Consider the following 24236-nt stretch of genomic DNA (forward strand, 5'->3'; position numbering starts at 1 on the left):
TTAATTAGGAGAATTCTATCTTTCAGCTCTTTATACAACAAAGCCGTTTGGAAATATAAACCTTTCAAAATGCATTCGAAATCTAGTCAATTTTGATTTTAATTTCGCCAGTAATCACAGGTACGACTCTCAATATTTTAAGATCTTCTCCCATTTGCTAACTTAACTCATTTTATCGTTCTTCTTTTAAATCAATATTTTTTGGCATATTTAAACTATCCAGTTTATCTTTTTAGAAATATGAAATGAATAGAATTGCATTTTCTTAGTCCTTGGTTAGACTAAACCTACTATAAGTTTAGTATCAATAGTAAGAATGATGAATCACCTTCCTAAAGTCATTGTTTTTGATGCTTTTGGCACGCTAGTTAAAATTAAAACGGGCCGTTCACCTTATCGTAAACTCATGAGATGGCTAAAAGAGAATGGAAGAGCACCACAACCTGATGATGCCAAATTTATTATGTCTAATAATGTGAATATAAAACAATTGACAGAATTATTTGGCTATATCATACCATTGCCACTTTGGAGTGAAATCGAGGATGATCTTCGAGATGATTTACAGACAATTGAGTTATATGAAGATACGATTTCAACACTACAAAACTTAAAAAATCGTGGTTATAAGCTTGCGCTATGCTCTAACTTAGCTAGATATTATGGTGAACAGCTCAAGAAGCTAATTCCTGATCTATTTGATTTAATTGTTCTTAGTTACGAAGTTGGTCATATCAAACCAGAACAGCAAATTTATGCAATGATAGAAACTCATTTCAAATGTGATATGAAAGAAATGCTATTTATCGGAGATCATCCTGTTCTAGATGTTGAGAAACCAATTTCACTTGGTATGAATGCAAGAATAATTAATCGTCATCAAGAACAAAATCTACTAGATGTATTAGGTGATTTGATCACAAGGCAGTAATTCTTTAGGGCTAATCTTTAAAACAGAAGCAATTTCATAAATTTTTTCAACTGTGAGATTCACCTCACCACGTTCAATTCTACCCATATAGCTTCTATCTATACCGCACTGAAGAGCTAAAGATTCCTGTGTCATTTTTAGCTGTAAGCGTCGATTGCGGATTAATTGTCCAATCTTAATAGATAATTCTGACATTTGAATCTAATCGTTCAAAAAACAGAAATATCACCAATTGAGGACTATATATCCACGGACTATAATCCTCTTCACTATTAGTAATTTGAAAGAATCTTATGTTCGACTTCTATCTCCCTCTTGCTGATCACTTCATGCAAGTTATGCTCAAAAATGAAATTCAAAATTGGGAAGCTAAAAAATTTTGGCTTCAATTTGATCAATCAAAAATCAAGAATCATGCCCGACATCGGCAGTATATGTACTCTAGTTTAAAGATTTTAGCTAAACATGGTTTTTTGGAGTTTAAATATTCAGAAAATAATTCTAGATTATATTTATATAGTGAAACTGAAAAGCTTAAAAAATTGCGCTATAAACACCTAGATAAAGATTATGAAAATATTTTCAATATAGAAAAAGAAAATTTAATCATACAGTTAGACGGTCTATCTATAAAAAATAAATACATATCAGAACTAAACTCGAAGTATCCAGAGTTTAGATCAAAAATTATAGAAATAGAAAATAAAATCCATTTAAAGAAAAAAGAATACGAAATAAAACTACAGTTTTTAGAGGATTTTAAAAATATATAACAAAATCATTATTTAAATAATTATTAAAATAAAACAAATACTTATCAAAAAAAATACTTGAAATACATTAAAAAAAACCATATTTTTTCATCTAATTTATTCAAAATTTATCAAAAATGGTCAAATCAATACAGCAAGTTCGGGATGATTTTATAAATTCCGGAACAACGATATCGGCATGGGCAAGAGATAACAATTTCTCTCCAGATCTGGTTTATCGAATTTTTAAAAATAATAAAGTTCCACAGCGTGGTGAAAGCCATAAAATTGCTGTGAAATTAGGTATTAAGGAGCAAAAAACCATGAATTAATTTGAAATTGCATATTTTCGCTGCAGAAAGTATAAAGACCCATGTTGGATCCTACGTTAGCCGATGCAATTCTAGACAGAATAATTCATAACGCTTTTAAATTTGAAATTACTGGTGATTGGATGAGAAAGAACAGCTCTTCTGATGTGGAAGCCACTCTTTAAGAGTGGCTGATTTTAAAGTGAAATAGCTCTTAGCTAACTGTATCCTCCATTGATCTATTCCCTCAAGAGATTCTATATCTGCCCACCTACACCTTTGAACTTTTCAACAAAAGCAGCGATTTTCTGAAAAACCGTTTGCTTCTGGGTTCGGTACTGCGGATTCAAGGGGCTGAGTTTGGGCAGCGCTTCATTAAGAGCAGTGCCATTTTCAGAGGCGAACTCACGTTTGAGTGATGACGCAATATAACGTTTGGCAGCATCGATATTGAGCTTTTCAGAGGCAATGATGGCATCGGCTTCGCGCTTCTGCTCCGCCTGGGCGAACTTGAAGAAGGCGTCGATAATGCTGGCTTTGTCATTGATCTCATCTAGGTTTGTCTGGTTAATAAAATCAACCACCAAGCTCTCTTTCGCTCTATTGCCAAGGCTACCGCGGATCATACGACGAACTTCTTCAATCAAGCCTTCTTTGCTCTTGTTCTTCTTATTGTGATCAAAAATCAGTTCAAGAATGTAATCGAGGTTGATTTCTTGCGATTTGAGCAAATCAATTTCAAAGACCACATCGTCCCAGTCTACCGTTGACTTATCTTTGTCCTGACCTTCTTTATCGCGTCGCAACCAGTCGCGGGTATCGTTGTAGGTAGAGCGATAATCTTGAATAGCGCGCTCGCTTGGCATATCGATGGTTTGCATTGCCTCGATGTCAGCATCGTCCAGATAGTACTTTGACTTGAACTCTTCAACAGCTTGTTCATCACTGGTATCTAAGCTTTGCAGCGCTTTTAATCCAGCAAACTCATCGTAGTTTTGTAAAATATTTTCTGCTTTGAGGTATTCACCAAAGAGCTTGGCAAATTCTTTTTTATCTTGTTCTTTTTCAATATTTTCTGGGTTTGGAAAGCGTTCTTGCAGCTCTTTTACGATATCAACAAAACCTCGACGCGCCTGCCCAGTAGCAATATCGTTAAAACCTTCCATGTATTCTTTGTAGCTCTTCTCCAACACCACGTTTTTGGTGTTTTTGTCACCAAACAAGGTGATGGCATCAATGGTTGCCTGCTCTAAGTCCCGGAAGGTAACAATATTGCCAAAGGTCTTAGTCGCATCATAAATGCGGTTAGTGCGAGAAAACGCCTGCATCAAGCCGTGATAGCGCAAATTCTTATCAACAAACAAGGTGTTAAGCGTAGGCGCATCAAAGCCCGTTAAAAACATACCAACCACTATGAGCAGATCTATTTCTTGATTCTTCACGCGCTGGGCAAGGTCACGGTAGTAGTTCTGAAAGCCATTACTGTCCACGCCATAGTTAGATTTAAACATGGCGTTGTAATCCGTGATCGCGGCGCTCAAAAACTCTTTCGCGCTGCTGTTCATCGCGCTAACTTCAAAGCTCTCATCTAAAATATCACCGATAGCGTCCTGCTCTTCATTGGCTGCAAATGAGAAGATAGTCGCAATGCGCAGAGGCTTACTCGTGGGTCCATTCTCAGCCTCGGCCTGCAATGTTTTAAAAGTTTCATAGTACGCTTTCGCCGCATCAACACTACTGACCGCAAACATGGCGTTAAACCCTTTAGCGCCAGAATAGGCTCGATGCGTTTTCTGGTTAAAATGGCTCAGAATATACTGCGAGATTTCACGAATGCGCATTGGATGTAAGAACGCTTTCTTGTTCTCCGCCGCACTAAGCTTCTTTTCATCCTGCTCAGTCTCAATGCTCTTAAATTGCGGACGAACATCGTTATAGTCCACTTTGAACTTGAGTACTTTTTCATCACGAATGGCGTCAGTGATCACATAAGTGTGCAACTGCTGGCCAAACACGCTGCCCGTAGTTTCTGCGCCCAGTGCATTTTCTGGGAAAATGGGCGTACCTGTGAAGCCAAACTGATAGTATTTTTTGAATTTCTTCTTTAGGTTTTTCTGCGCTTCACCGAACTGACTTCGATGACACTCATCAAAAATAAAGACAACTTGCTTGTTGTATATCGCTAAATCGCTTTCGCTTTTGATTAAGTTGTTGAGCTTTTGGATTGTGGTGACGACAATCTTGTTATCGTCTTTATCCAGGTTGCTTTTAAGCCCTGCGGTACTGTCTGAACCGTTCACACTATCAGGTGAGAACCGCTGATACTCTTTCATGGTCTGATAGTCGAGGTCTTTTCTGTCCACCACAAAAAAGACTTTATCGATACAGTCTAAATCGGTGGCCAAACGTGCCGCTTTAAAGCTGGTGAGTGTTTTTCCTGAACCCGTGGTGTGCCAAATGTAACCCCCACTTTCAGGCTTAGCCCAGTCTTTAGCGTTAAATGCGCTCTTTATCTTCCATAAAATGCGCTCAGTGGCGGCAATCTGGTAGGGGCGCATTACAAGTAAAGTATTGCTTACGTCAAACACCGAGTAACGCAAGATCACTTCAAGTAAGGTCTCTTTCTGGAAAAAAGTGGCGGTAAAGTCTTTTAAATCCTTGATCAGCGTATTGTCTGACTTCGCCCAGTTCATCGTGAAATCGAAGCTGTTTTTGTCTCGCTTCGTGGTATTGGCAAAATAGCGCGTGTCGGTGCCATTAGAGATCACAAACAGCTGCAAGAACTTGTACAACGAGTTCTCTGCATTAAAGCTTTCTTTGCTGTAGCGATGTATTTGGTTAAACGCTTCACGGATTGCCACACCACGCTTTTTCAGTTCAATTTGCACCAAAGGCAAACCATTGACCAAAATCGTCACATCGTAACGGTTGGCATGGCTTCCCGTTTGCTCAAACTGCTTAATGACCTGTACTTTGTTACGAGCAATAGTTTTCTTGTCGAACAGGTAGATGTTTTCTATATGACCATCATCAAAGACAAAATCGAAGATATAGTCACTGTGCACCTTGCGAGTTTTATCAAGAATAGTATCGCTGGGTGTGTTTAAGTATTGCTCGCAAAAGCGCGCCCACTCGGCATCGGTAAACTGGACCTTGTTGAGGGCTTGTAGCTGCTTGCGCACATTTGCCATCATGGCATCGGGTGTGGTCAAGGCGGGTAGATACTCATAACCTTGATTGCTTAAATCCTGAATAAGCTCCCGCTCTAAATCACCTTCGCTTTGATAGCCCTCAGCAATTTGGTCTTGGCGCGTGTATTTATCTAAAACAATGTAATTTTTAGACTCTGCGATTGCTTTGTATTCTGCCATATCTATTCCTAAGCCTGTGTCCCTTGTGGAGCGCGTATCCCTTTATAAATATTGTCTATCTCTTTCACTAGAAACTTAAAGACGCGCTTATGATCTTCTTCGACTTCGGCCACTTCATGGCCTGCGTGTTTTGCATGGTTATATAAATTAATCACCCGTGCATAGGGGTTTACTTGCCCGGTAGCCCTATTACCTTTGACACCGGGCAACAACTCACCCCACTCTTCGTACCCCAAAAACGTTGAGGTTTTTTCGAGAACATTTCGCAAAAAATTAAAGTGGTATTTGTGGATATCGCCTGAGTCTGCCGCTTTCATTAACTCATTCTTTAAATGCAGGTGATACGAGAAGGGCGAATCATTTTCTTGCTCAATCAGGTCATGCTTGCCATCATCGAGCTTGTGCAAAACGAACTTGGGTGCTCGATTAAACTCGTTATGCAAAACATTGTAAAAAAGCGGATTATGAGTGGTGATGATGAATTTAAGACCAGAAATAGCGAAATCACTCGACTTAATTAAACGAGCTAAATCAACAGCCAACTCTATTAGATGGTTATCATCTAACGAGCTCACCGGATCATCAATAAACACATATTGTAATTGGTTAAACTGGTCAGTTTCGCGGCCAGCATCTTCAGGTACATTTAAGATGCTAATCACTTGCTCAAGCAATGAATAAAAAATACTCCAAATAAAGTTACTCTCTTCACCCTTTGATATTTTAATTTTTCTATCCGACTCGTCATCTCCACCTTGATGTGAAAACGTCACCTCAGAAAAGGCTTTGACGGTAACATCTTTACCGTCTGTGTCTTTAGCCGTGTATTGCGGATTAAAGCGTGGCGTTAGTTTATCGTTGGCATAACGCTGGAACGAACTGATCACGTTCATGTCTTGCCCTTGGTCTTGCAAAATCCAATCGGTAAACGTATTGGGTTGGATTTTTAGCTTCGGCTCTGCATCAGCATCTAAGTCGTTATCCCAGTAAAACAAGTCTTCCGTAAACGCGTTGTAATATAAAATCTTGTGGCGCGACAGTGGCGCTTGCTCCGCATCAATAATCGCATCTTGCCCATTGTCTTTTGCCGCGATGAGCTCTTTAAATGCACGCGACAAACGCGTTTTACCCGTGCCATTAAAGGCATAGATTAACTGCACCTTTTTATTCTTGCTCATTAAGTTTTTAGCTATGTCATTTAGTTCCTTACCCATATTAAGCTGTCACCTCTTCAGATTTAGGGAAGCTCAACAATAGGTCTCGATAATACTCGTATTGCTTTTGGCGTAACTCGATTTCGTGTGGGAGACCTTCCGAAAGCGATTTTGTGAGTTTATCAAATTTATCTAAGATACTAACTATATGCTCCTGCTTTTGGAGTGGAAGAATTGGCACTTTAACTTCAAGGATCTGACCTTTGCGTAAATTTGTTTGATCAACGCCATTATCATGTTTTAACAATTGCGGAGTTCTATCTAAATAATAGTGTAAAAATTTAGGCCACATTTCAGACTTATCTTTAACGGTGATTGCACCTATACGCTGATTTAACGTGTACCTTTCGTCTTCATCTACAATAAATGTTTTTGAGAGAGCTTTACCATTGGGTAGGTCACTCATTACCAGTAGAATATCGTCTTTAAAAAGAGGGCATAGTTGGCTATCTGAGTACTTAGCAACTAACCCATCTGTGGAGATAAACTTTGAATTGACAACAATAAACTTACCATTTTCTGATATATCTTTCTCATGCCCTTTTCCATTCGCAAAGTGCGCGACCTCCTCCAATGTCTTCCACTCAACTTCATCATCTTCAAAACTCAACAACTGGTCGCGGTAGTAGTTGTATTGTATTTTACGCATGTTAAGCTCGGCGGTCAGCTCGGCGGTCATGGCGGTAAATGCATCCAGAATACGCGCAATTTCATCTTGTATTGCCAGCGATTTTTCTGGATTGTTTGGGCATGGGATGGGGACTGGCAGAGTTTTAATAATATCTGCATTCAAATTACTTACAGAACCGCTATTTATTTTACTTATCCAATAATTTTGTACACTTTGCGAAGACAGATAATGATAAAGGAAGTCTGAGTTTAATTTATCGCCAAACTCACTAATTGAAGCCCATCCATCGTGAATAGCTCCTGTGATGTTTAGGATATATGGTCGGCCAAAGCTCATTGAGTTAGATATTATAAAGTCGCCTTTTTTTAGAACTCTAGATTTTGTTGCGCCTTCTTTTGTGATCTTTTGAGCCGTTTGCTCAACGTATTTTGAGCCCGACTCAGTATCTCCAATTTTTATCCATGGAACACCATCTTCATCATCTGTGATAAATTTAGCAATAGGTCTAGGTGATGCACCTCGCTGGATTTTGGCGATTTCACCAAAGGATTTCCACTCAACATCAACCCCATCCAATAGCTTCTCTAAATAGCTCAAATTACTCATGCGTCAGGCTCCTCACCTTCAATTTCCGCCACAATGGCATCAATATCACTGCGAAGCGCATCAATTTTAGCGACGGTGGTTTTAAGTTCGGCATTAAGCTCTGTAATGTTCACTAGCTCGCGGTTGTCTTTCGCTTCAACATAACTGCTTACCGAAAGGTTGTAGCTATTGCCTGCTATAACATCCAAATCTACGGATTCAGCAAAGTGATCCACGTTCTCTTTGCTGGCAAACACTTTCATGATGTCTTCAATGTGTTTCTCAGTCAGCACGTTGTTATTGGTTTCTTTTTTAAACAAACCGCTGGCATCAATAAATTGGGTGGTGGTGTCGGTTTTGTGCTTAGACAGCACCAAAATATTCACGGCAATGGTGGTGCCAAAGAACAGGTTAGGTGCCAGTGAAATCACGGTTTCAACATAGTTGTTATCAACCAAGTACTGACGAATTTTTTGCTCAGCACCACCTCGGTAGAAAATACCAGGGAAGCAAACAATTGCCGCACGACCTTTGCTTGATAAGTAACTCAGCGCATGGAGCACAAAAGCAAAATCGGCTTTGGATTTGGGTGCCAATACACCAGCAGGCGCAAAGCGGTCATCATTGATCAGCGTTGGGTCATCGCTACCAATCCATTTCACGGAATAAGGTGGGTTGGAGACAATTGCATCAAATGGTTTGTCATCCAGAAAATGAGGTTCTGTTAAGGTATCACCTAACTGAATATTAAACTTGTCGTAGTTGATGTTGTGCAAAAACATGTTCATACGCGCCAAGTTGTAAGTTGTGTGGTTTAGCTCTTGACCGTAGAAGCCATCGTCAATGATATGCGCATCAAAGTGCTTTTTAGCTTGTAAGAGCAATGAACCGGAGCCCGCCGCAGGGTCATAAATTTTATTCACACTGGTTTGGCCGTGCATAGCCAGCTGCGCGATCAATTTTGAAACGTGCTGCGGCGTGAAAAATTCGCCACCAGATTTACCTGCATTGGCGGCATAGTTGGAAATCAGGAACTCGTAAGCATCACCGAATAAATCAATTTGGTTGTCTTCAAAATTACCAAAAGAAAGCTCCGACACTCGTTTTAATACCTTTGCTAAACGATCGTTTTTTGCATTAACCGTATTTCCCAGACGATTACTGGTCGTATCAAAATCCGCAAACAAGCCTTTGATGTCTTTTTCTGAATCGTAGCCATTGGCTGAGTTTTCGATTGCGGCAAAAATAGCAGCCAAATCCGTATTTAAATTTTCGTTTTTGTGTGCATTAGCCACCACATTGCTAAACAACTGGCTAGGGTAAAGAAAATAGCCCTTGGTTTTAATGGCATCTTCTTTAGCAAACTTGATGTTTTCATCATCGTCAGACATGGCCGCATAATTAACGCTCTCATCACCGCTAGTGATGTAGTTGACAAAGTTTTCACTGATAAAACGGTAGAACAGCGTACCCAGTACATATTGTTTAAAATCCCAGCCATCCACTGAGCCTCGCACATCGTTGGCAATCGCCCATATTTGGCGTTGAAGTTCGGCACGTTGTTGTAAACTTGTCATTTGTTAATTCCTGCTTTAATTCGTTTATTGGTTGTCCACCAGCGTATGCCTATTCGCGACTGGCGTTTAGCAATGAGCCGCTTTCTAAAGCTCCCCAATTAATTTAAAGTATTCCTGTTCAGTCAAGACCTTAACGCCTTTATCACGGGCTGCATTAATCTTAGTTTCACCGACCTTGTCGCCAGTTACTAGATATGTGGTTTTACCAGTAACCGATTTAGCCACGTTAGCTCCAAGTGCTTTTGCCTGCTTTTCCATATCACTACGGGAACCTTGTTGCATCGAGCCAGTAAATACAACGACTGCTCCAGCTATAGGCGAATCTGAACTTTCTCTATCAGATTCCTTGGGTGTAACACTTAAGTTGAAACCGAGGTTATATACTTTGAAAAACTCTTCTCTAACGTTTGCTAAACCTTCAACAATAGCTTCAGCGCTTAGTTGTGCAAATCCATCTATTTTAACCATATCCTCGACTGATATTTCGAAAACCTGAACTAGGGCATGATGCCGAAGTAATTTCTCACAGTTTCCGCCAGCTAATCGGGTAACTCCAAATGCAGCAAGAAACCTCCAATCCTCTATTTCAATCTGTCTACTTGCTTGGAGTTGATCGATAAGATTCTGTGACGTTTTATCTCCAAATCCAAACTCTACAAATTGATGCTTAGGAATCTGATAAATTTCATGGATGTGCTTAATACCTTGATTAGTTATTTTTTCAATCACCTTTGGCCCAAAGCCATCTACATTACCCAATGTTTTAAAAAAATGAATCAGTGTATTCTCAGTTTGGGCAGGACAGTCTGACTTATTCGGGCATATTAAATGATCACCTTCCCAAATAAGGTGAGCACCACAACTAGGACAATTTTTAGGTAATTCAGGCTCTGCTGGTTTGATAACTTCTTCAATTTTTGGAATAACTAAGCCACTTCTGACTAGCTTTATGATTGCTCCAGGACCAACCCCTTTGGTCTTCACCATACTATAGTGATGAACGGTTGCTCTACTTAAAGTAGCCCCACTAAGTTTTGTCGGAACCAATACAGCTACTGGTGAAACTCGACCAGTCCTTGAAGTCTGTGGAACAACTTCCAATACTTCGACTTCAGCCGTTGCATCATTCACTTTAAAAGCAATTTGCCATCTATGAAATTTTCTCGTAGAGCCCATATGCTCTTTAATGGGCTCATTTGTTGATTCTAAGATTAAACCATCAACATCAAAATCAACTGAGTTCCATATATCTTCAAGAATACTCTCAAAGTTTGACAACAACTCTTCAATACTTCCTGTCCAGTTCTCTAATAGTGAAAAAGGGTAGAAGACACAGGCACCTTCATCAATTGCCTTTTGAACATCTTCATCAACTTTCTTTTCAGCAATAATTGCTGCTTGAATATTCCGTGAGTTTTCAAATTTTTCACTCAACACTTCATCGAAGTAACTTTTCTTGATTACGATTTCGCCCGGACCTAAACCTCTTCCTGCATTTTCTGATACTTTGAGCCCTCGTTCAAATGCACGAGTAATATCTTGACCTCTTGTCCCATCACCTCGGGTATAGAGAGTTATGCCATCATCATAAGCAGCATAACCATCAAGTTTCGGTGTAACCCTAATACGAATTAAATTTTGATCAAAATCAATTTCTGACGCTGCTTTAGTAATTCTTTCCGTCCATTTTTTAATTTCTTCAAAAGAATATGCTTTATCAGTAGAAAGCATTTTCTTTGGAAGTCGGACAGTCTTACTATCGATTAAAACTTCAGGCTCTACATTTAATAAGTATGGATTGTCGGGATCATGAGTTTTGAAGTAGTTAAGATATTCATCATACGTCTCATCCTCAATAATCGGATAACCTGATCTGTAAAGAGCATTAGCAACTTTAAGTAATGTTTCCAACTCTTCCCAACTGTGCTCATCAGATGTAAATAACTTCTCTGCTTCTTCTATACCTAAATTAAAGTCTAGTTTTTCAATAATGGCGATTTGGTTATCGTTAAATATATATTTAGACATTACTGCTACCCTTACACTGCCATTTGAAAATCTAGTTGAGTTCTACTTGAAACATTTGAGTGTATGGTGACACCTACATCGCCACTTCGGTAAACACTGACGGTATCGCCAATCCGTACATCGAGACGGTGAATTTCACCAATATTATGCAAGGTCACATTAGAAACAGTCACGCCGCCGACCGCGACCGGATTCAAACGTGCTACCGGCGTCAGAGTTCCGGTACGACCCACCTGCCAGTTAATATTTTCAACCGTGGTCAAGGCTGCAACTGCGGGGAATTTATAAGCGGTGGCCCAACGCGGCTCCCGACTCAGAAAACCGAGTTGCTGCTGCTGTTTCAGGTCATTGACTTTAATCACCATGCCATCAATTTCTACACTGAGGCTGGCACGTTCCTGAATAATCTGTTCATAGACTTTTTGCACGTCCTGGATACTGTCACAGATAAAGTGACGCTCGCCAACCGCAAAACCGAACTGATGTAACCATTCCAGACTGGCAGACATTGTGCCTTGCCCATGATGCGGTACGCATTGTGCAATTCCATAAGCATAAAAAGCCAGTGGCCGTAATGCGGCAATATTCGGATCCAGCTGACGCAAACTGCCTGCCGCCGCATTACGTGGATTGGCAAAGGTCTTTTCACCTTTGGCTGCATTGGCGGCATTCAGTTTTTCAAAGCCGGATTTCGGCATCAACACTTCGCCGCGTACTTCTAACAAATCGGGAATGATGCCATTCACTGATGATAAAAGTTTCGGCAGATTGCGAATGGTTCGGACATTCTGGGTAATGTCTTCACCGGTTTCCCCATCACCGCGGGTCACACCACGGGTCAAGACACCATGCTCATACCACAGGGAAATGGCCAGTCCGTCAAATTTCAGTTCAACATCATATTCAATTTCTTGATTCGGTAAACGTTCTTCAATACGGCGGGCAAAAGCAAACAGGTCGTCCTGATGAAAGACATTGCCTAATGACAGCATCGGAACAGCATGCGTAACGGTGACAAATTTTGAAAGTGCTTGCCCACCGACTTTATCGGTCGGGCTATCAGACTGGATCAGATCGGGATATTGTTGTTCTAGGGCTTTAAGCTGATGAAAGAGCTGATCATATTCACTGTCTTCAATGCTCGGTTGATCCATCACATAATAAGCATGGTTATGCTTGGCAAGCAGTTGAATCAGTTGACGCATTTGCGCAATGACAGTGGCATCTTGGGTCATAATTTCACCATAAAAAAGGGCGGAAAATCCGCCCTGTAGAATATTCAGCTTTTGGCTATTATAAAAATTGCAGTCTCCAGATTCAACTTGGAGATTGAACAAAAGCGCTTAAACTTCTGTCGGTTGACCGGCACGATAATCAATCGCTTGATGGCGCCAGAATTCGCGTAATTGTGGGGTAAATTCCTGCTGGTTCTGGTCATAGACCAGACCATCGACTTCACGGGCAATCAGACGTGAAATACTGTCCATGGTATCAAAGGCATTTTGTACATCGCTATGCGGTAAAGCCAGGAAGAAAGCCAGACCTTTGACTTCCTGAGTCGACAATGTTTCCAGATCAAAGCCTTCCATACCCGTATCGGTCATTTGCAGTACCGAAAATAGCAGTTTTGAATCATCTTCACTATAACGGTGGAAACAGGCCAGTTCGCCATAACGCAGACCATATTTGAGTAAGACTTTCAGGGTTTTATCACCTGAAAGTACACGGCCTTGCGGATAGATATGCAGAGAAATAATGGTTTCAGCACTGGATAACGCACTTTCTTCATCCACTATTTTTTGCTCATGCAGATGGGCATCCAGAATACTGCTTTCATCATTAAATTCAGAAATTTCTGCTTTTTCGATGTTGCTGTTCAGACTAAATTCGGTAGCTATATCTTTATTTTCAGGCTGGTTATTTTCCGGTTCTACTTCGGCCGGCTTTTGCTCCAGTGATGTTTCGGCTGGTTCTGTAGTTGCAGAGCTTGCCACCACTTCAGCTTCGGTCATTGGACTCGGCTCGACCGCTGCAGCTGTCTCAAGCACTGCTGGCTCAGCCAAGGTCGGTTCAGGCTTGCGAAATGCCGAAGGTTTTTCAGGAGCCTTTTCTTCTACGCTCAGGCTCGGCTCTATACGTTGTGCCGGATCTGCGTTCTGCTTTGCCAGTTGCGATCGTACATGCCGAGGAATGACAGGGGTCTGGCTATCCGGATCGATATGCAGGTTAGCATCCAGTGAAGGGACTGCCTCTACAGGTTTTTTGAGCAGCATTCTGATGCCCAACAGCATGATGATAATTGCAATAACAATCCCGATAATGGTGGTGATTTCCATATTATACCTCCGCAGCTAAGCCGTATTCTTTTGCCTGTTCCAAATTTACTGTCACTAATTTTGAGGTTCCCGGTTCAGGCATGGTTACACCTAAAAGATCAGTCGCCATCATCATTGCAAGTTTGTTATGGGTAATATAAATAAATTGCACGTGTTCAGAAAGCTCTTTGACTAAATTACAAAAACGTCCCACATTGGCATCATCTAGCGGTGCATCGACTTCATCGAGTACACAAAAAGGTGCCGGATTTAAGCGAAAAATCGCGAATACCAGTGCCAATGCAGTTAAAGCCTTCTCCCCACCGGAGAGTAATGCCAAGGAGCTATTACGTTTACCCGGTGGTCGGGCCATCAGTTTTACACCCGATTGCCATCCATCTTCAAGACTTAAACTCGCCTCGCCCCCTTCAAATACTTTCGGGAACAGGTTTTGCAGTTCGGCATTGACTTGATCAAAAGTGTGCATAAACAGTTTGCGGGTTTCCTGATCAATACTTTTCATCGCAGCTTGTAGCTGTTCCACAGTATTTTCCAGATCCTGCATCTGGTGGCTCAGTTCCTCATAGCGTTTCGAGACTTCTTTATATTCTTCAGAAGCCGCCAGATTCACTGCACCGAGCTTATCGAACTGCACCTGAGCTTTTTCCAGTTTCGCCTGATGGGTTTTGACATCAATAGTTAAACCGCTGATGACTTCATGATTCAGTTCTTTTAATTGTTCTGAATAATGCTGCAAATTAGATTTGGCTGCCTGCCAGGCCAGACGTTTGGCTTCCAGTGCTGTACGCAGTTTTTCATCCTGCTGCTGGAAACTGTGACGCTGTTCAGTCAACTGCTGCTGCTTGCTCTGCACCTGATTTAATTCGATCTGCCAGTCGGCCCAGGTTTTTTGCAGCTTTTCAGTGATCTGCGCCTGTTCATTAAACTGGCTCTGTAAAGCAGGCAATTCCAGCTGTACCGGATCGACAAATTTCTTGGCTTGCTCGATTTGTAGATTAATTTGTTGATACTGTTCTATTAAAAATACCTGATCTTTTTCCAGCAATTCAATCTGCTGCTGACTCTGTACGCTTTGACGGCGCAGCAGTTCCAGTTCCTGCTGCGCTTGCTGGCTAAGCTGCTGCGAGTCATCTAACTGAGTGCTCAATGCTTCCAGCTGGAATTGCAGGGTTTTATAATTTGGTAGCGCTTGTTCCAGCTTGATATTCAAGGCATGCAGGTCAATTTCCAGATCGTCTTTCTGCATGGCATCTTCTTCAAGTTGCTCATCGAGTTGTTGCAGCTGATGCTGTAATTGCTGCTTCTGTAATGCGAAAGCCTGAGCACTACTTTGAACTTTGGCAATATTGACATCGAGTTGTTGCAGTTGCTTTTGTGTGTGCTTGTACTGCTCACTGATCGTTTGAATCTGGGTTTTTAACTCCTTCACCCGAAGATTCAGTTCAGGCAGTTGCTCTTCAGCCTGAGTAAGTTGGGTATTCAGTGCTGATAACTGAAGCTCGATTTCCTCCAGACGGATACGATGACTCAATGCGCCCTGAGCGGCTTGGCTCGATTCATCATAATCCAGCGCAATCACCCAATCAGGCCCAACCTGATAGCCATCCAGACTGAGTAGGGTCTGACCTTGCAAAAGCCCAGTTTGAAGTTTCAAGGCTTGCGCTAATGAATCTACAACTGCAACCTGCTGCCACAGTGAATACTGTGGAGATTCAATCCAGTCGGCCAGACACACGGTATTGGCAATCTGAATTTTATCCTGTACAGCATATGGTTTTAACTGACGCGCCCGATCTTCAAGAAAGTTTTCACCCTCTGCCAGAATCTGGGCAGACAGCCATTTTGCCAGAAACTTTTCGATCAACTTTGCATAGTCTTTGCCTGCATCGTTGAGCTTAAGTACATGCATTAGCTGTAGTGCATCGGCCTTGGCATGTGGATTGGCTTTGGTCAGCAATTGACTGAGGTTGTTCTGTTCTGAATGCAGCACCTGAATTTCAGATTTTAACTGCATCAAGCACTGCTGCTGTTCTGCCTGCTCGGTCTGAACTTGAGCCAATTGATCTTGCAATACAGTGCGTTGCGCTTCACATGTGAATAGCTGCTGTTCGATCTCAGTCTTGTCTTGTTGATATTGCTCTAGCTCATCTTGTTGCGCTTGATGCTGAATCTGTATGCTCTGTTGCTGTACGGTCTGTTTTTGCTGTTCAATCCGCTCAATATTCTTGGCCAGTTGTTCACTTTGAGCCAGCATTTGTAATTTACGCTGCTGCTGCTGTTCGACCTGAGTTTTGATTTGGGCAAATTGTGCCGCGACTGTTGTATGTTGTGATTTGAGATCAGCCAGATTTTGGCTCTGCGCCTGATTCTGGCCATCTTGCTGCTGCAATTGTGCTTGCTGATCTTCAGCTTGCTGCTGCAAGGTATCGAGTTGCAGTTCAATCAATTGCAAACGCTCTTTGGTCTGGGCTTTTTGCTGTTCCAGCTTGACCAGACTGGTGGAATTTTGCTCGAGCAAAGACTGTTTTTGCTGCAAGGTCATTTCCAGTTCGGCCAGTTTTTTCTCGGCCTGTTGCCATTCACTTTGCAAAGGTGTCGATTGCTGAATCAGACGCTGAAACAGTTCACTGGTACGACCTAAATCATGTTCAACCGTAGTCAGCTCGGAACGCACCAGCTTAAAATTATCTCCGAGAGTATTCATCTCCACGGTATATTCTTCTTGCAAGCGCTGGCTTTGTTCACATTGGAAAGACAGGATTTCGATCTTGATGCTACGAATCTGTGCTTCCAGTTGCTTATATTGAATCGCGCTTTCAGCCTGACGTTTCAGGGTTTTTAACTGAGATTTAAGTTCAGAGGCAATATCTTCCAGACGCGACAGGTTTTGCGTGGTGTGATCCAGATGCAGCATGGTTTCACGGCGCCGTGCCTGATAACGCGAAACCCCGGCAGCTTCTTCAATATAGACCCGCATTTCATCCGGCTTGGCATCGACCAGACGGTTGATCATGCCCTGTTCAATAATCGCGTAAGAACGTGGCCCCAGACCGGTGCCCAGAAAAATATCGGTAATGTCACGACGCCGGCATTTGCTGCCATTCAGGAAATACTCAGACTTGCCATCGCGGTTGACCTGACGGCGGACTGCCAGTTCATTATAGGCATTATAAGCACCGCCCAGTTTGCCATAGGTATTGTCAAAGCGCAGTTCTACACTGGCCATGCCCACCGGTTTACGCTTGGCAGTTCCGGTAAAAATCACGTCCTGCATGCTGCCACCACGCAGCTGGCGCGCACTGGACTCGCCCATGACCCAGCGTATGGCATCAATGACGTTAGATTTACCACACCCGTTCGGTCCCACGACTGCAGTACGGTTATCTTTAAAATGTAAAGTGGTACTGTCGGCAAAAGATTTAAAGCCTGAAAGTTTTAAACTGCTTAAACGCATAATGTCCTGATTTAACGTCGTGAGCGTCTGGCCCACGCGAGTTCAATTTGTTTCATCCGTGTCAGAGATTCCAACACAAGGTTGCGTAAGTGTCGACAAAAATCTTCCATAAATAAAGCGGCCTGATGGGTTTTTCGTATCAAAATTGCTTCAGTGACCAGTTTAAATAAGTCGAAAGATTCCTGTAACTCGCGTCTGGAAATATTCAGGGTCAGGAAATAGCTACGCCGCAAGCAAGGTAACAGTTCCTGATAGTAGCGCATCAGATAGGGATTTCCGACCATCTCATGTTGCTGGGCCATGCCCTGAAAGATCAGATCATAAAACTTTTCTGTATGTCCTTGGCGAGTTTCTGCTTCTAATTGTTCTAATAATAGCTGAATGCGCTCGGCTTCATGACTCCGCCAGGTTTCAGCCATACGATGCACCATCTGCCCCAGCAATAAAGAGGTAATGTCAAATAAGGCCCGCACCTGCAAGGCTGACATTTCCGAGACAATGGCACCGCGACGCGGATAAATTTCAATCAGCTGGGTGCGTTCCAGCAACAGCAGGGCTTCACGAACTGACCCTCGACTGACATCCAGCTCCGAGGCAATCCTGAGTTCCTGTATACGTTCGCCTTCGACCAATTCGCCGCGAATAATCTGTTCGCTAATGTGTTTGGCAATCTGCTCAGACAAACTGTGTGCTTGTTCTAATGGCATACCGTTCCTGTCTTTATTTTTATGGATACTGGTTCAGCCCATGATTTGGGCTATATTGCTATTAGACAGAATTTTTTCGATGAATACTGTGTCATTGTCAGACAATCTTGTGTCTCTACAGCCAACTCAAGTTCATAAAAAAGGAGAATAGTGAACCATTCTCCTTAGGTGATACATCAGTTCAACCTAAAAAATTAAATCAGGCCATAAAACCTTGATAAATAAAATACAGGCCGACGGTGGTCAGTAAAGCCGCAAAACATTTTTTCAGTACCGCAGGTGAAAGTAAATGTGCCACTTTTGCACCGAGTTTGGCGGTGAAAAAACTCATCATGCTGATGCCAATAAAGGCATAAATATGGATATAGCCAATCGTATTTGGTACTGCGACTTGGGCCTGTTGACCAAACCAGATAAAGCCCAATGCGCCTGCCACGGCAATCGGCAATCCACAAGCCGCAGAGGTCGCCACGGCTTTTTGCATCACGATGCCACAGCGATTCAAAAACGGGACTGTCAGACTACCGCCACCAATCCCAAAGATCGCCGATGCCACACCAATCCCACCGCCCGCAGCGAGTTGTACTGGGGTTGAAGGCAATTTTTTATTCGGATCGACCTGAACATTGGCGCCTTTAAACATTCTAAATGCCACCCAGACTGCAAAGAACCCGATCAACAGCTGCAAGCCTTGACCAGATAAATAGTCAGCAATCCCTGCGCCCAGGAAGGAACCAATAATCAAGCCGGGTGCCAGATTACGAAATACCGACCACAACACGGCACCTCTTTGATGATGCGCCATGACAGAACTGATCGAGGTGACAATAATGGTAGCCAGAGAAGTCCCCACCGCCATGTGCATAATCACGCTGGGATCGTACTGGAGCTGGGTAAAAACAATGTACAGAATCGGCACAATAATCAAACCACCACCAACCCCAAACAGGCCAGCGGTAAATCCTGCAATTGCACCAATCAATAAATATATGATTAACTCCATAACGATATTTACCACGTTTAGATTCAAATGGATGTAGAAACTCGTGAACTGCAACAACGATTAAGCGATGCAGGCCAGCTTCCGGAAGTATTGCTCATCAAACCGATTACCACATCGACCAATGACGATGTGCGGGAATTGGCAACCAAGGGGGTACAGCAGGTTCTGGTCTGCAGCCATGTGCAGACCCAAGGCCGTGGACAGCGCCAGCGTCAGTGGATTTCACCTGAAGGGAATATCTATTTAAGCACATTGCTGCATACACAAAAACCCATCGATGGCCGTTTGGCTCTGGAAATTGCGTTAAATATCCTGCAAATGCCCAGTCTACAAGGGCTGGACTTGCAAGTAAAATGGCCGAATGACCTGTATAGCGTCAAAGGCAAATGGGGCGGCATTCTGGTGGAACCGATTTCACCTACGCAGGTGGTGATCGGGGTCGGGATCAACCTCAGCCCAATGTCTGCTGAGGTTCCCGAGCAGCAAGTGACCTCATTGAATGAGTTGGGCCTGCATCCGGGTTCACGCATTCAGCTGATTGCAGAACTGTATCTGGCGATTCAGCAAGCCGGACAATGGTTTAGTTATGGCAGCCAGAATCTGTCTGGTCGTTTCAATCGACATGCCGCTTTTATCCAAGAGAGGGTTGAATTTACCGATCTGCAAGGGCAATATTCAGGAAAATTTCTGGGTATTCAGGATGATGGCGCGGTTAAAATCGTGACTGAAACAGGTGTCCACATCTTTTACCAAGGTCAATTACGGCTCAAAAATAATCCTTGAACAGGCATAATCCATGAAGAAACTATGGCTAGATATTGGCAATACCCGACTCAAATACTGGATTACCGAACAAGATCAGATCATTGAACATGCAGCGGAATTACATTTACAATCCCCTGCCGATTTGTTACTTGGCCTGATTCAGCACTTTAAAACGCTGGATCTGGATCAGGTCGGATTGTCTTCGGTTCAGGACAAGGTCAATAATGAGCGCATTCTCAGTATATTAGATGGTCTGCATATTCCAGTGATTTTTGCTCAGGTGCAGGCCCAATATGCTGGCCTGATTTGTGGCTATGATGAACCGGCACAACTGGGGATTGACCGCTGGCTACAGGTACTTGCTGTCGCGACCCAGCCTCATGAGAATTATTGTGTGATTAGTTGTGGTACAGCGCTGACCATTGACCTGATTCAAGGACAACAACATTTAGGCGGTTTTATTCTGCCAAATTTATATTTACAACGTGATGCACTGATTCAGAATACCAAAGGTATTAAAATTCCGGATGCCGCATTCTCTGAGCTCAATCCCGGACGCAATACCATCGATGCAGTACATCATGGCATTCTGCTCGGTCTGCTCAGCACCATTGAAAAAGTGCTGCATGATTTTCCGGCACAGCTGGTACTAACCGGTGGAGATGCTCCACTGTTTGCCCAACATCTTGAGCCGTATCAGCCGAGGATTGAACCTGATCTTCTGCTTAAAGGTTTGCAGCATTTTGCGGCTCATTTGCCAGACACAGTTTCATGATTTCGAGCAATTGAGGAAATTCGGTAAATCCATCATATTTGTTAAAATGTCCGGCTTTTTTAATCTCAAAAATTTGAGCATTTAAGCTGTGGGCTAGGCGCAGGGAAACCGGTGCAGGTACAAAAGGATCATTACTGGAGATCAGCATGACCGCGCGTTTATAGCTATACGGCAGGTTGTTCAGATCCAGTCGTGTCGCCTGCAGCATTTTATTCAGTTCCGACCAGGCCACCAGCGGTGTATCGAAAGCTGAAACCAGAATGACCCCGCCGGTCTTGCGGTGCTGCTGGAGATAATGTTGCTGTAAAAAACTTAAAACACTGAGTCCACTCAGGCCATGGGCAACTAAAAACGTATGCTCATCCAGATGTGGAATATGCAGTTTCAGATTTTGCTGCCATTCTTCTAGGTCAGGCTGAAAAGGATTGGCCAGCATAATCCGTTTTGAATCAACACCGACATTTTTGAGTTGGCGACTCAGCCACGGATACCAATGGTCATTTGAGGTGGCCTGATAATCAGGCACGATATAGACTTTGTTGATTATATTTTTCATCGTGTTTTACTTATTATAATTGAGCACAAAGTGCTTTGACAAAAACTACTATTAAACAGTCTGAAGATGAAATTCAAGTAACTTTTTGCATCCCATCTCAGACTCAATTTACAAATTGAACGAATCCAACAACCTGCTTAAGATTCAGCTTTAATCAGATAAGGCTCAATCACTTTCCAGAGTTCTGGCAGATCGGTACAGCCTTCTGAATCGATAAAATGTCCCTGATGCTTGGCACTCACCACAATCGCATCCAGACTGTCTGCCTGTTCCAGGCTAAATTCAGGCTCCACCCGATCATCGCCTTCAGAATAAATCACCACCCGTTCTGCCACCTGCTGTTTAAGCAGATCAAAATCGATCTCAGCAGCATCAATAAACGGATTGACTTCATCTAAACGACCCAAGCGGCCATTAAATCCTGCGATCAATACCAATTGCTGAATCTTTTGCTGTTTTAACTCTCTGGATAAGTAATGCAATACAGCCACAGTTCCTAGGCTATGCCCGATAAAAATACTGTCTTCATCAATCCCCTCAATCTGCTCACGCATTTGCTGGTCCCACACCTCTAGCTTGGGTGTGGTCGATGGGTCAAGTCGCAGTACTTTTAAGCTGACATTTTCCTGTTGGGCTTTTTCCTGAATCCATGGAAACCAGTTTTCTTCCGGGCTTGCAGTATAACCATGGACGATGATCACTTGAGCCATTTTAAATTTCTCTTTGTTTTGTGCTGATGTTCCTGAGTCTGCCTGATTGGATTTTTATTTTGGGTAAGTAAATGTTGTTTTGTTTAAACCGGTTTTCTGATTGATACATAATAAAAAAGGCGCATTTCGCGCCTTTTTTAAATCAGAATCTTATTTCTTGTCATTGCCGCCGAACAGTGGACCCATGCCACCGCCGCCGCCAAACTGTTTCTGCAAACCACCGAGTGATTTCATCATTTTTGCCATACCTGACGGATTGGCAAATTTCTTCATCATCTTGGCCATTTGCGCATGTTGTTTAATCAACTTGTTGACTTCCGCCACTTCCATACCACAACCTGCTGCGATACGTTTTTTACGGCTTGGGTTCATCAAGTCTGGATTACGGCGCTCTTTGATGGTCATCGACTGGATAATCGCTTCCATTTTCTTGACCTGCTTTTCAGGATTGGCCTGGGCCAACGCATCTTGCAGACCGGCATTGCTCATGCCAGGAAGTTTGTCCAGGAAGCCCATCATGCCGCCCATCTTGTTCATCTGCTCAAACTGCATCAGCATATCTTCAAAGTTGAAGCTGCCGCCTTTTTGCAGTTTTTTCGCCATTTTTTCGGCTTTTTCTTTGTCGACCTTGCGCTCAAGTTCTTCGACCAAAGAAAGGACGTCACCCATACCCAAAATACGCTGTGCGATACGTTCAGGATGGAATGGCTCCAAGGCATCAAGCTTTTCGCCCATACCCAAGAATTTGATTGGCTTACCGGTAATGGCACGCACAGACAGTGCCGCACCACCGCGTGCATCACCATCGGTTTTGGTCAGGATCACACCGGTTAAAGGCAAGGCATCATTAAAGGCTTTGGCCGTATTCGCCGCATCCTGACCGGTCATGGCATCGACCACGAACAGGGTTTCAGTCGGGTTAATCGCCGCATGCAGCTCTTTAATTTCGTCCATCATGTCATTATCGACATGTAAACGACCGGCAGTATCGACAATTAACACATCAGCAAACTGGATTTTTGCCTGTTCAATCGCACGATTTACAATCGTAATCGGTTTTTCGTCTGCGCTAGATTCCAGGAAAATCGCACCGACTTCGCCTGCAACCGTTTGTAGTTGCTTGATCGCTGCGGGACGATAGACGTCGGCAGAAACCATTGCCACTTTTTTCTTTTGACGTTCTTGTAAAAAGCGTGCCAATTTTGCTGCAGTGGTGGTTTTACCCGCACCTTGTAGACCTGCCAGCAGGACAACGACCGGTGGTTTTGCGGCAAGGTCAAGGCTTTCATTGGCCGCGCCCATCATTTTGGTCAATTCGTCATGAACGATTTTGACAAAAGCCTGTCCAGGAGATAACTGAGTCATCACTTCCTGGCCCAATGCCTCTTCCTTAACTTTCGCGATGAATTCACGAGTTACAGGTAACGCAACATCGGCTTCAAGAAGCGCCATACGCACTTCACGTAACGTATCTTTAATATTGTCTTCGGTTAGCTGCCCTGAGCCAGTAACATTTCTTAAACTCTGCGTGAGTCGTTCTGTTAAGGTATCAAACATTGCAAAATCCGCTTAAAATAGCCATGAGCAAAAAATTGTTTCTTAAAATAGAAAATTTATGCATAGAATGCTATAGGATACTGTAGTTCGCAGCGAATTTATATAAATGAATATTCATCACCCTTAAAAAGGTTTGACATGGTTAGCCTCCCCTTGGTTTATACGATCTTAGCATTAGTCGCTTATACCGCTTCATTCTGGTATCTGTTCATTCATTTAATGTCTAAACGTAGCCCCAATCAATGGTTTGTCGGCTTAACCGCGATGCTCGGACTAGTATTGCACGCGCTGGTTTTATATGGCGATATGCGTACTCCGATTGGCATCAATTATGATGTCTTTGCCCTGTTTTCCTTTACCTCTGGTCTGATGCTGTTACTCAGCATTATTTACAGTACTTATCGTCCAATTATTGCCCTGAATCTGATCGGTATTCCCGTGGCCGCCACGGGTCTAATTCTCGGCTTTGTCTTTACCCAGCCGGCTAAAATCATTAGCCAAAATTCTCTGGGCCTGGACATTCATATTATTTTGTCTTTGTCTGCCTATGCCGTATTGCTGATGGCCACCATTCAGGCTGTGATTTTGCGTTTGCAGGATCGTGAACTCAAGAAAAAGCAAAAACGCCGGGTCTGGGTCAGCCTGTTACCGTCTTATCAGGATATGGAATCACTGCTGTTCGATATGCTGATGACCGGTTTCGTCTTATTGACGCTTGCTTTAGGCTTTGGCTTTTTTACCATTGATAATTTCTTTGCCCAGCATCTGGCACATAAAACAGCCTTTAGTATTATTTCCTGGCTGGTTTACGGTTCACTGTTAATCGGGCACTGGAAGTTTGGCTGGCGTGGCCAGAAAGCCGTACGCTTTACCCTGCTCGGCTTTGGCTTGCTGGCCCTGGGTTTCATTGGTTCTAAATTCGTGCTGGAAATGATTCTAGGGCGATAATTCTGAGCCTTGAAATATTCAATTC

20 protein-coding genes and 1 pseudogene are annotated in these 24236 nt (G+C 42.9%); 7 read left to right on the top strand and 14 right to left on the bottom strand.

Features of this window, described 5'->3' with window-relative positions; translation table 11 throughout:
• Nucleotides 1-319: 319 nt before the first annotated feature.
• Complete coding sequence (locus tag FTV30_RS03985; protein ID WP_004669930.1) at nt 320-931, top strand: HAD family hydrolase; 612 nt, start codon at nt 320-322, stop codon at nt 929-931.
• Here FTV30_RS03985 and FTV30_RS03990 read toward each other — a convergent pair.
• Nucleotides 905-1126 carry a helix-turn-helix domain-containing protein gene (locus FTV30_RS03990; protein WP_004669929.1) on the bottom strand — a complete coding sequence of 74 codons (222 nt, stop codon included), beginning with the start codon at nt 1124-1126 and terminating at the stop codon, nt 905-907. The genes FTV30_RS03985 and FTV30_RS03990 overlap by 27 nt on opposite strands.
• Nucleotides 1127-1260: 134 nt before the next feature.
• On the opposite strand from FTV30_RS03990, the gene FTV30_RS03995 reads away from it, so the two are divergent.
• From FTV30_RS03995 to FTV30_RS16215, 3 genes are all read left to right on the top strand, one after another.
• Nucleotides 1261-1704 (top strand): hypothetical protein, encoded by a 444-nt coding sequence (locus FTV30_RS03995; RefSeq protein ID WP_227523941.1) that lies wholly within the window; start codon nt 1261-1263, stop codon nt 1702-1704.
• Nucleotides 1705-1820: 116 nt separating this feature from the next.
• Nucleotides 1821-2015, top strand: a complete 195-nt coding sequence (locus FTV30_RS04000) for a DNA-binding protein (RefSeq protein ID WP_004669927.1) — start codon at nt 1821-1823, stop codon at nt 2013-2015.
• Nucleotides 2016-2056: 41 nt separating this feature from the next.
• Entirely contained in the window at nt 2057-2179 is a 123-nt protein-coding gene (locus tag FTV30_RS16215) for an ATP-binding protein (protein WP_276553980.1), read from the top strand.
• Nucleotides 2180-2251: 72 nt separating this feature from the next.
• Here FTV30_RS16215 and FTV30_RS04005 read toward each other — a convergent pair whose 3' ends face one another.
• The 10 genes and pseudogenes from FTV30_RS04005 to FTV30_RS04050 form a co-directional block, all read right to left on the bottom strand.
• A complete protein-coding gene (locus FTV30_RS04005; protein WP_180001062.1) occupies nt 2252-5365 on the bottom strand; it encodes an HsdR family type I site-specific deoxyribonuclease in 3114 nt (1037 codons plus the stop codon).
• An 8-nt stretch (nt 5366-5373) separates the two neighbouring features.
• The gene (locus tag FTV30_RS04010; protein WP_180001063.1) at nt 5374-6579 is read right to left on the bottom strand and encodes an AAA family ATPase; all 1206 of its coding nucleotides are present in this window, start codon (nt 6577-6579) and stop codon (nt 5374-5376) included.
• A 1-nt stretch (nt 6580) separates the two neighbouring features.
• Nucleotides 6581-7807 (bottom strand): restriction endonuclease subunit S, encoded by a 1227-nt coding sequence (locus tag FTV30_RS04015; RefSeq protein WP_218950548.1) that lies wholly within the window; start codon nt 7805-7807, stop codon nt 6581-6583.
• 5 nt (nt 7808-7812) lie between these two features.
• Nucleotides 7813-9372: a type I restriction-modification system subunit M gene (locus FTV30_RS04020; RefSeq protein ID WP_180001065.1), complete on the bottom strand. Its 1560-nt coding sequence runs from the start codon at nt 9370-9372 to the stop codon at nt 7813-7815.
• 84 nt (nt 9373-9456) lie between these two features.
• Nucleotides 9457-11400 (bottom strand): BRCT domain-containing protein, encoded by a 1944-nt coding sequence (locus FTV30_RS04025; RefSeq protein WP_180001066.1) that lies wholly within the window; start codon nt 11398-11400, stop codon nt 9457-9459.
• Between the two features lie 74 nt (nt 11401-11474).
• Nucleotides 11475-12635 (bottom strand): annotated as a pseudogene (gene ligA / locus FTV30_RS04030) (NAD-dependent DNA ligase LigA); the annotation flags it as partial.
• A 108-nt stretch (nt 12636-12743) separates the two neighbouring features.
• The gene (locus FTV30_RS04035; RefSeq protein WP_180001068.1) at nt 12744-13736 is read right to left on the bottom strand and encodes a cell division protein ZipA C-terminal FtsZ-binding domain-containing protein; all 993 of its coding nucleotides are present in this window, start codon (nt 13734-13736) and stop codon (nt 12744-12746) included.
• A 1-nt stretch (nt 13737) separates the two neighbouring features.
• Nucleotides 13738-17190 carry a chromosome segregation protein SMC gene (smc, locus tag FTV30_RS04040; protein ID WP_180001091.1) on the bottom strand — a complete coding sequence of 1151 codons (3453 nt, stop codon included), beginning with the start codon at nt 17188-17190 and terminating at the stop codon, nt 13738-13740.
• Nucleotides 17191-17201: 11 nt separating this feature from the next.
• Entirely contained in the window at nt 17202-17897 is a 696-nt protein-coding gene (locus tag FTV30_RS04045; protein WP_005095938.1) for a GntR family transcriptional regulator, read from the bottom strand.
• Between the two features lie 199 nt (nt 17898-18096).
• A complete protein-coding gene (locus tag FTV30_RS04050; RefSeq protein WP_005095936.1) occupies nt 18097-18900 on the bottom strand; it encodes a sulfite exporter TauE/SafE family protein in 804 nt (267 codons plus the stop codon).
• Nucleotides 18901-18927: 27 nt separating this feature from the next.
• On the opposite strand from FTV30_RS04050, the gene FTV30_RS04055 reads away from it, so the two are divergent.
• A complete protein-coding gene (locus FTV30_RS04055) occupies nt 18928-19683 on the top strand; it encodes a biotin--[acetyl-CoA-carboxylase] ligase (protein WP_180001069.1) in 756 nt (251 codons plus the stop codon).
• Nucleotides 19684-19696: 13 nt separating this feature from the next.
• Nucleotides 19697-20440 carry a type III pantothenate kinase gene (locus FTV30_RS04060; RefSeq protein ID WP_005172432.1) on the top strand — a complete coding sequence of 248 codons (744 nt, stop codon included), beginning with the start codon at nt 19697-19699 and terminating at the stop codon, nt 20438-20440.
• Here the strand turns inward: FTV30_RS04060 and FTV30_RS04065 are convergent.
• From FTV30_RS04065 to ffh, 3 genes are all read right to left on the bottom strand, one after another.
• Nucleotides 20391-20996 carry an alpha/beta hydrolase gene (locus FTV30_RS04065; RefSeq protein ID WP_180001070.1) on the bottom strand — a complete coding sequence of 202 codons (606 nt, stop codon included), beginning with the start codon at nt 20994-20996 and terminating at the stop codon, nt 20391-20393. The genes FTV30_RS04060 and FTV30_RS04065 overlap by 50 nt on opposite strands.
• 137 nt (nt 20997-21133) lie before the next feature.
• Complete coding sequence (locus tag FTV30_RS04070) at nt 21134-21706, bottom strand: alpha/beta hydrolase (RefSeq protein ID WP_005095930.1); 573 nt, start codon at nt 21704-21706, stop codon at nt 21134-21136.
• A 150-nt stretch (nt 21707-21856) separates the two neighbouring features.
• On the bottom strand, nt 21857-23263 hold the full coding sequence (gene ffh / locus FTV30_RS04075) for a signal recognition particle protein (protein ID WP_005095929.1): 1407 nt from the start codon (nt 23261-23263) through the stop codon (nt 21857-21859).
• Between the two features lie 138 nt (nt 23264-23401).
• Here ffh and FTV30_RS04080 point away from each other — a divergent pair, with 138 nt between their 5' ends.
• Nucleotides 23402-24211, top strand: coding sequence for an inner membrane protein YpjD (locus tag FTV30_RS04080; RefSeq protein WP_180001071.1), 810 nt, complete (start codon nt 23402-23404; stop codon nt 24209-24211).
• Nucleotides 24212-24236: the final 25 nt, after the last annotated feature.

Source organism: Acinetobacter sp. YH12255 (assembly GCF_013417355.1).
Taxonomy (GTDB): domain Bacteria; phylum Pseudomonadota; class Gammaproteobacteria; order Pseudomonadales; family Moraxellaceae; genus Acinetobacter; species Acinetobacter pseudolwoffii.

Coding starts and splice junctions, on each gene's coding strand:
- FTV30_RS03985 (WP_004669930.1), top strand. CDS start 320: ATGAATCACCTTCCTAAAGTCATTGTTTTTGATGCTTTTGGCACGCTA.
- FTV30_RS03990 (WP_004669929.1), bottom strand. CDS start 1,126: ATGTCAGAATTATCTATTAAGATTGGACAATTAATCCGCAATCGACGC.
- FTV30_RS03995 (WP_227523941.1), top strand. CDS start 1,261: ATGCAAGTTATGCTCAAAAATGAAATTCAAAATTGGGAAGCTAAAAAA.
- FTV30_RS04000 (WP_004669927.1), top strand. CDS start 1,821: ATGGTCAAATCAATACAGCAAGTTCGGGATGATTTTATAAATTCCGGA.
- FTV30_RS16215 (WP_276553980.1), top strand. CDS start 2,057: ATGTTGGATCCTACGTTAGCCGATGCAATTCTAGACAGAATAATTCAT.
- FTV30_RS04005 (WP_180001062.1), bottom strand. CDS start 5,365: ATGGCAGAATACAAAGCAATCGCAGAGTCTAAAAATTACATTGTTTTA.
- FTV30_RS04010 (WP_180001063.1), bottom strand. CDS start 6,579: ATGGGTAAGGAACTAAATGACATAGCTAAAAACTTAATGAGCAAGAAT.
- FTV30_RS04020 (WP_180001065.1), bottom strand. CDS start 9,372: ATGACAAGTTTACAACAACGTGCCGAACTTCAACGCCAAATATGGGCG.
- FTV30_RS04025 (WP_180001066.1), bottom strand. CDS start 11,400: ATGTCTAAATATATATTTAACGATAACCAAATCGCCATTATTGAAAAA.
- FTV30_RS04035 (WP_180001068.1), bottom strand. CDS start 13,736: ATGGAAATCACCACCATTATCGGGATTGTTATTGCAATTATCATCATG.
- smc (WP_180001091.1), bottom strand. CDS start 17,190: ATGCGTTTAAGCAGTTTAAAACTTTCAGGCTTTAAATCTTTTGCCGAC.
- FTV30_RS04045 (WP_005095938.1), bottom strand. CDS start 17,897: ATGCCATTAGAACAAGCACACAGTTTGTCTGAGCAGATTGCCAAACAC.
- FTV30_RS04050 (WP_005095936.1), bottom strand. CDS start 18,900: ATGGAGTTAATCATATATTTATTGATTGGTGCAATTGCAGGATTTACC.
- FTV30_RS04055 (WP_180001069.1), top strand. CDS start 18,928: ATGGATGTAGAAACTCGTGAACTGCAACAACGATTAAGCGATGCAGGC.
- FTV30_RS04060 (WP_005172432.1), top strand. CDS start 19,697: ATGAAGAAACTATGGCTAGATATTGGCAATACCCGACTCAAATACTGG.
- FTV30_RS04065 (WP_180001070.1), bottom strand. CDS start 20,996: ATGAAAAATATAATCAACAAAGTCTATATCGTGCCTGATTATCAGGCC.
- FTV30_RS04070 (WP_005095930.1), bottom strand. CDS start 21,706: ATGGCTCAAGTGATCATCGTCCATGGTTATACTGCAAGCCCGGAAGAA.
- ffh (WP_005095929.1), bottom strand. CDS start 23,263: ATGTTTGATACCTTAACAGAACGACTCACGCAGAGTTTAAGAAATGTT.
- FTV30_RS04080 (WP_180001071.1), top strand. CDS start 23,402: ATGGTTAGCCTCCCCTTGGTTTATACGATCTTAGCATTAGTCGCTTAT.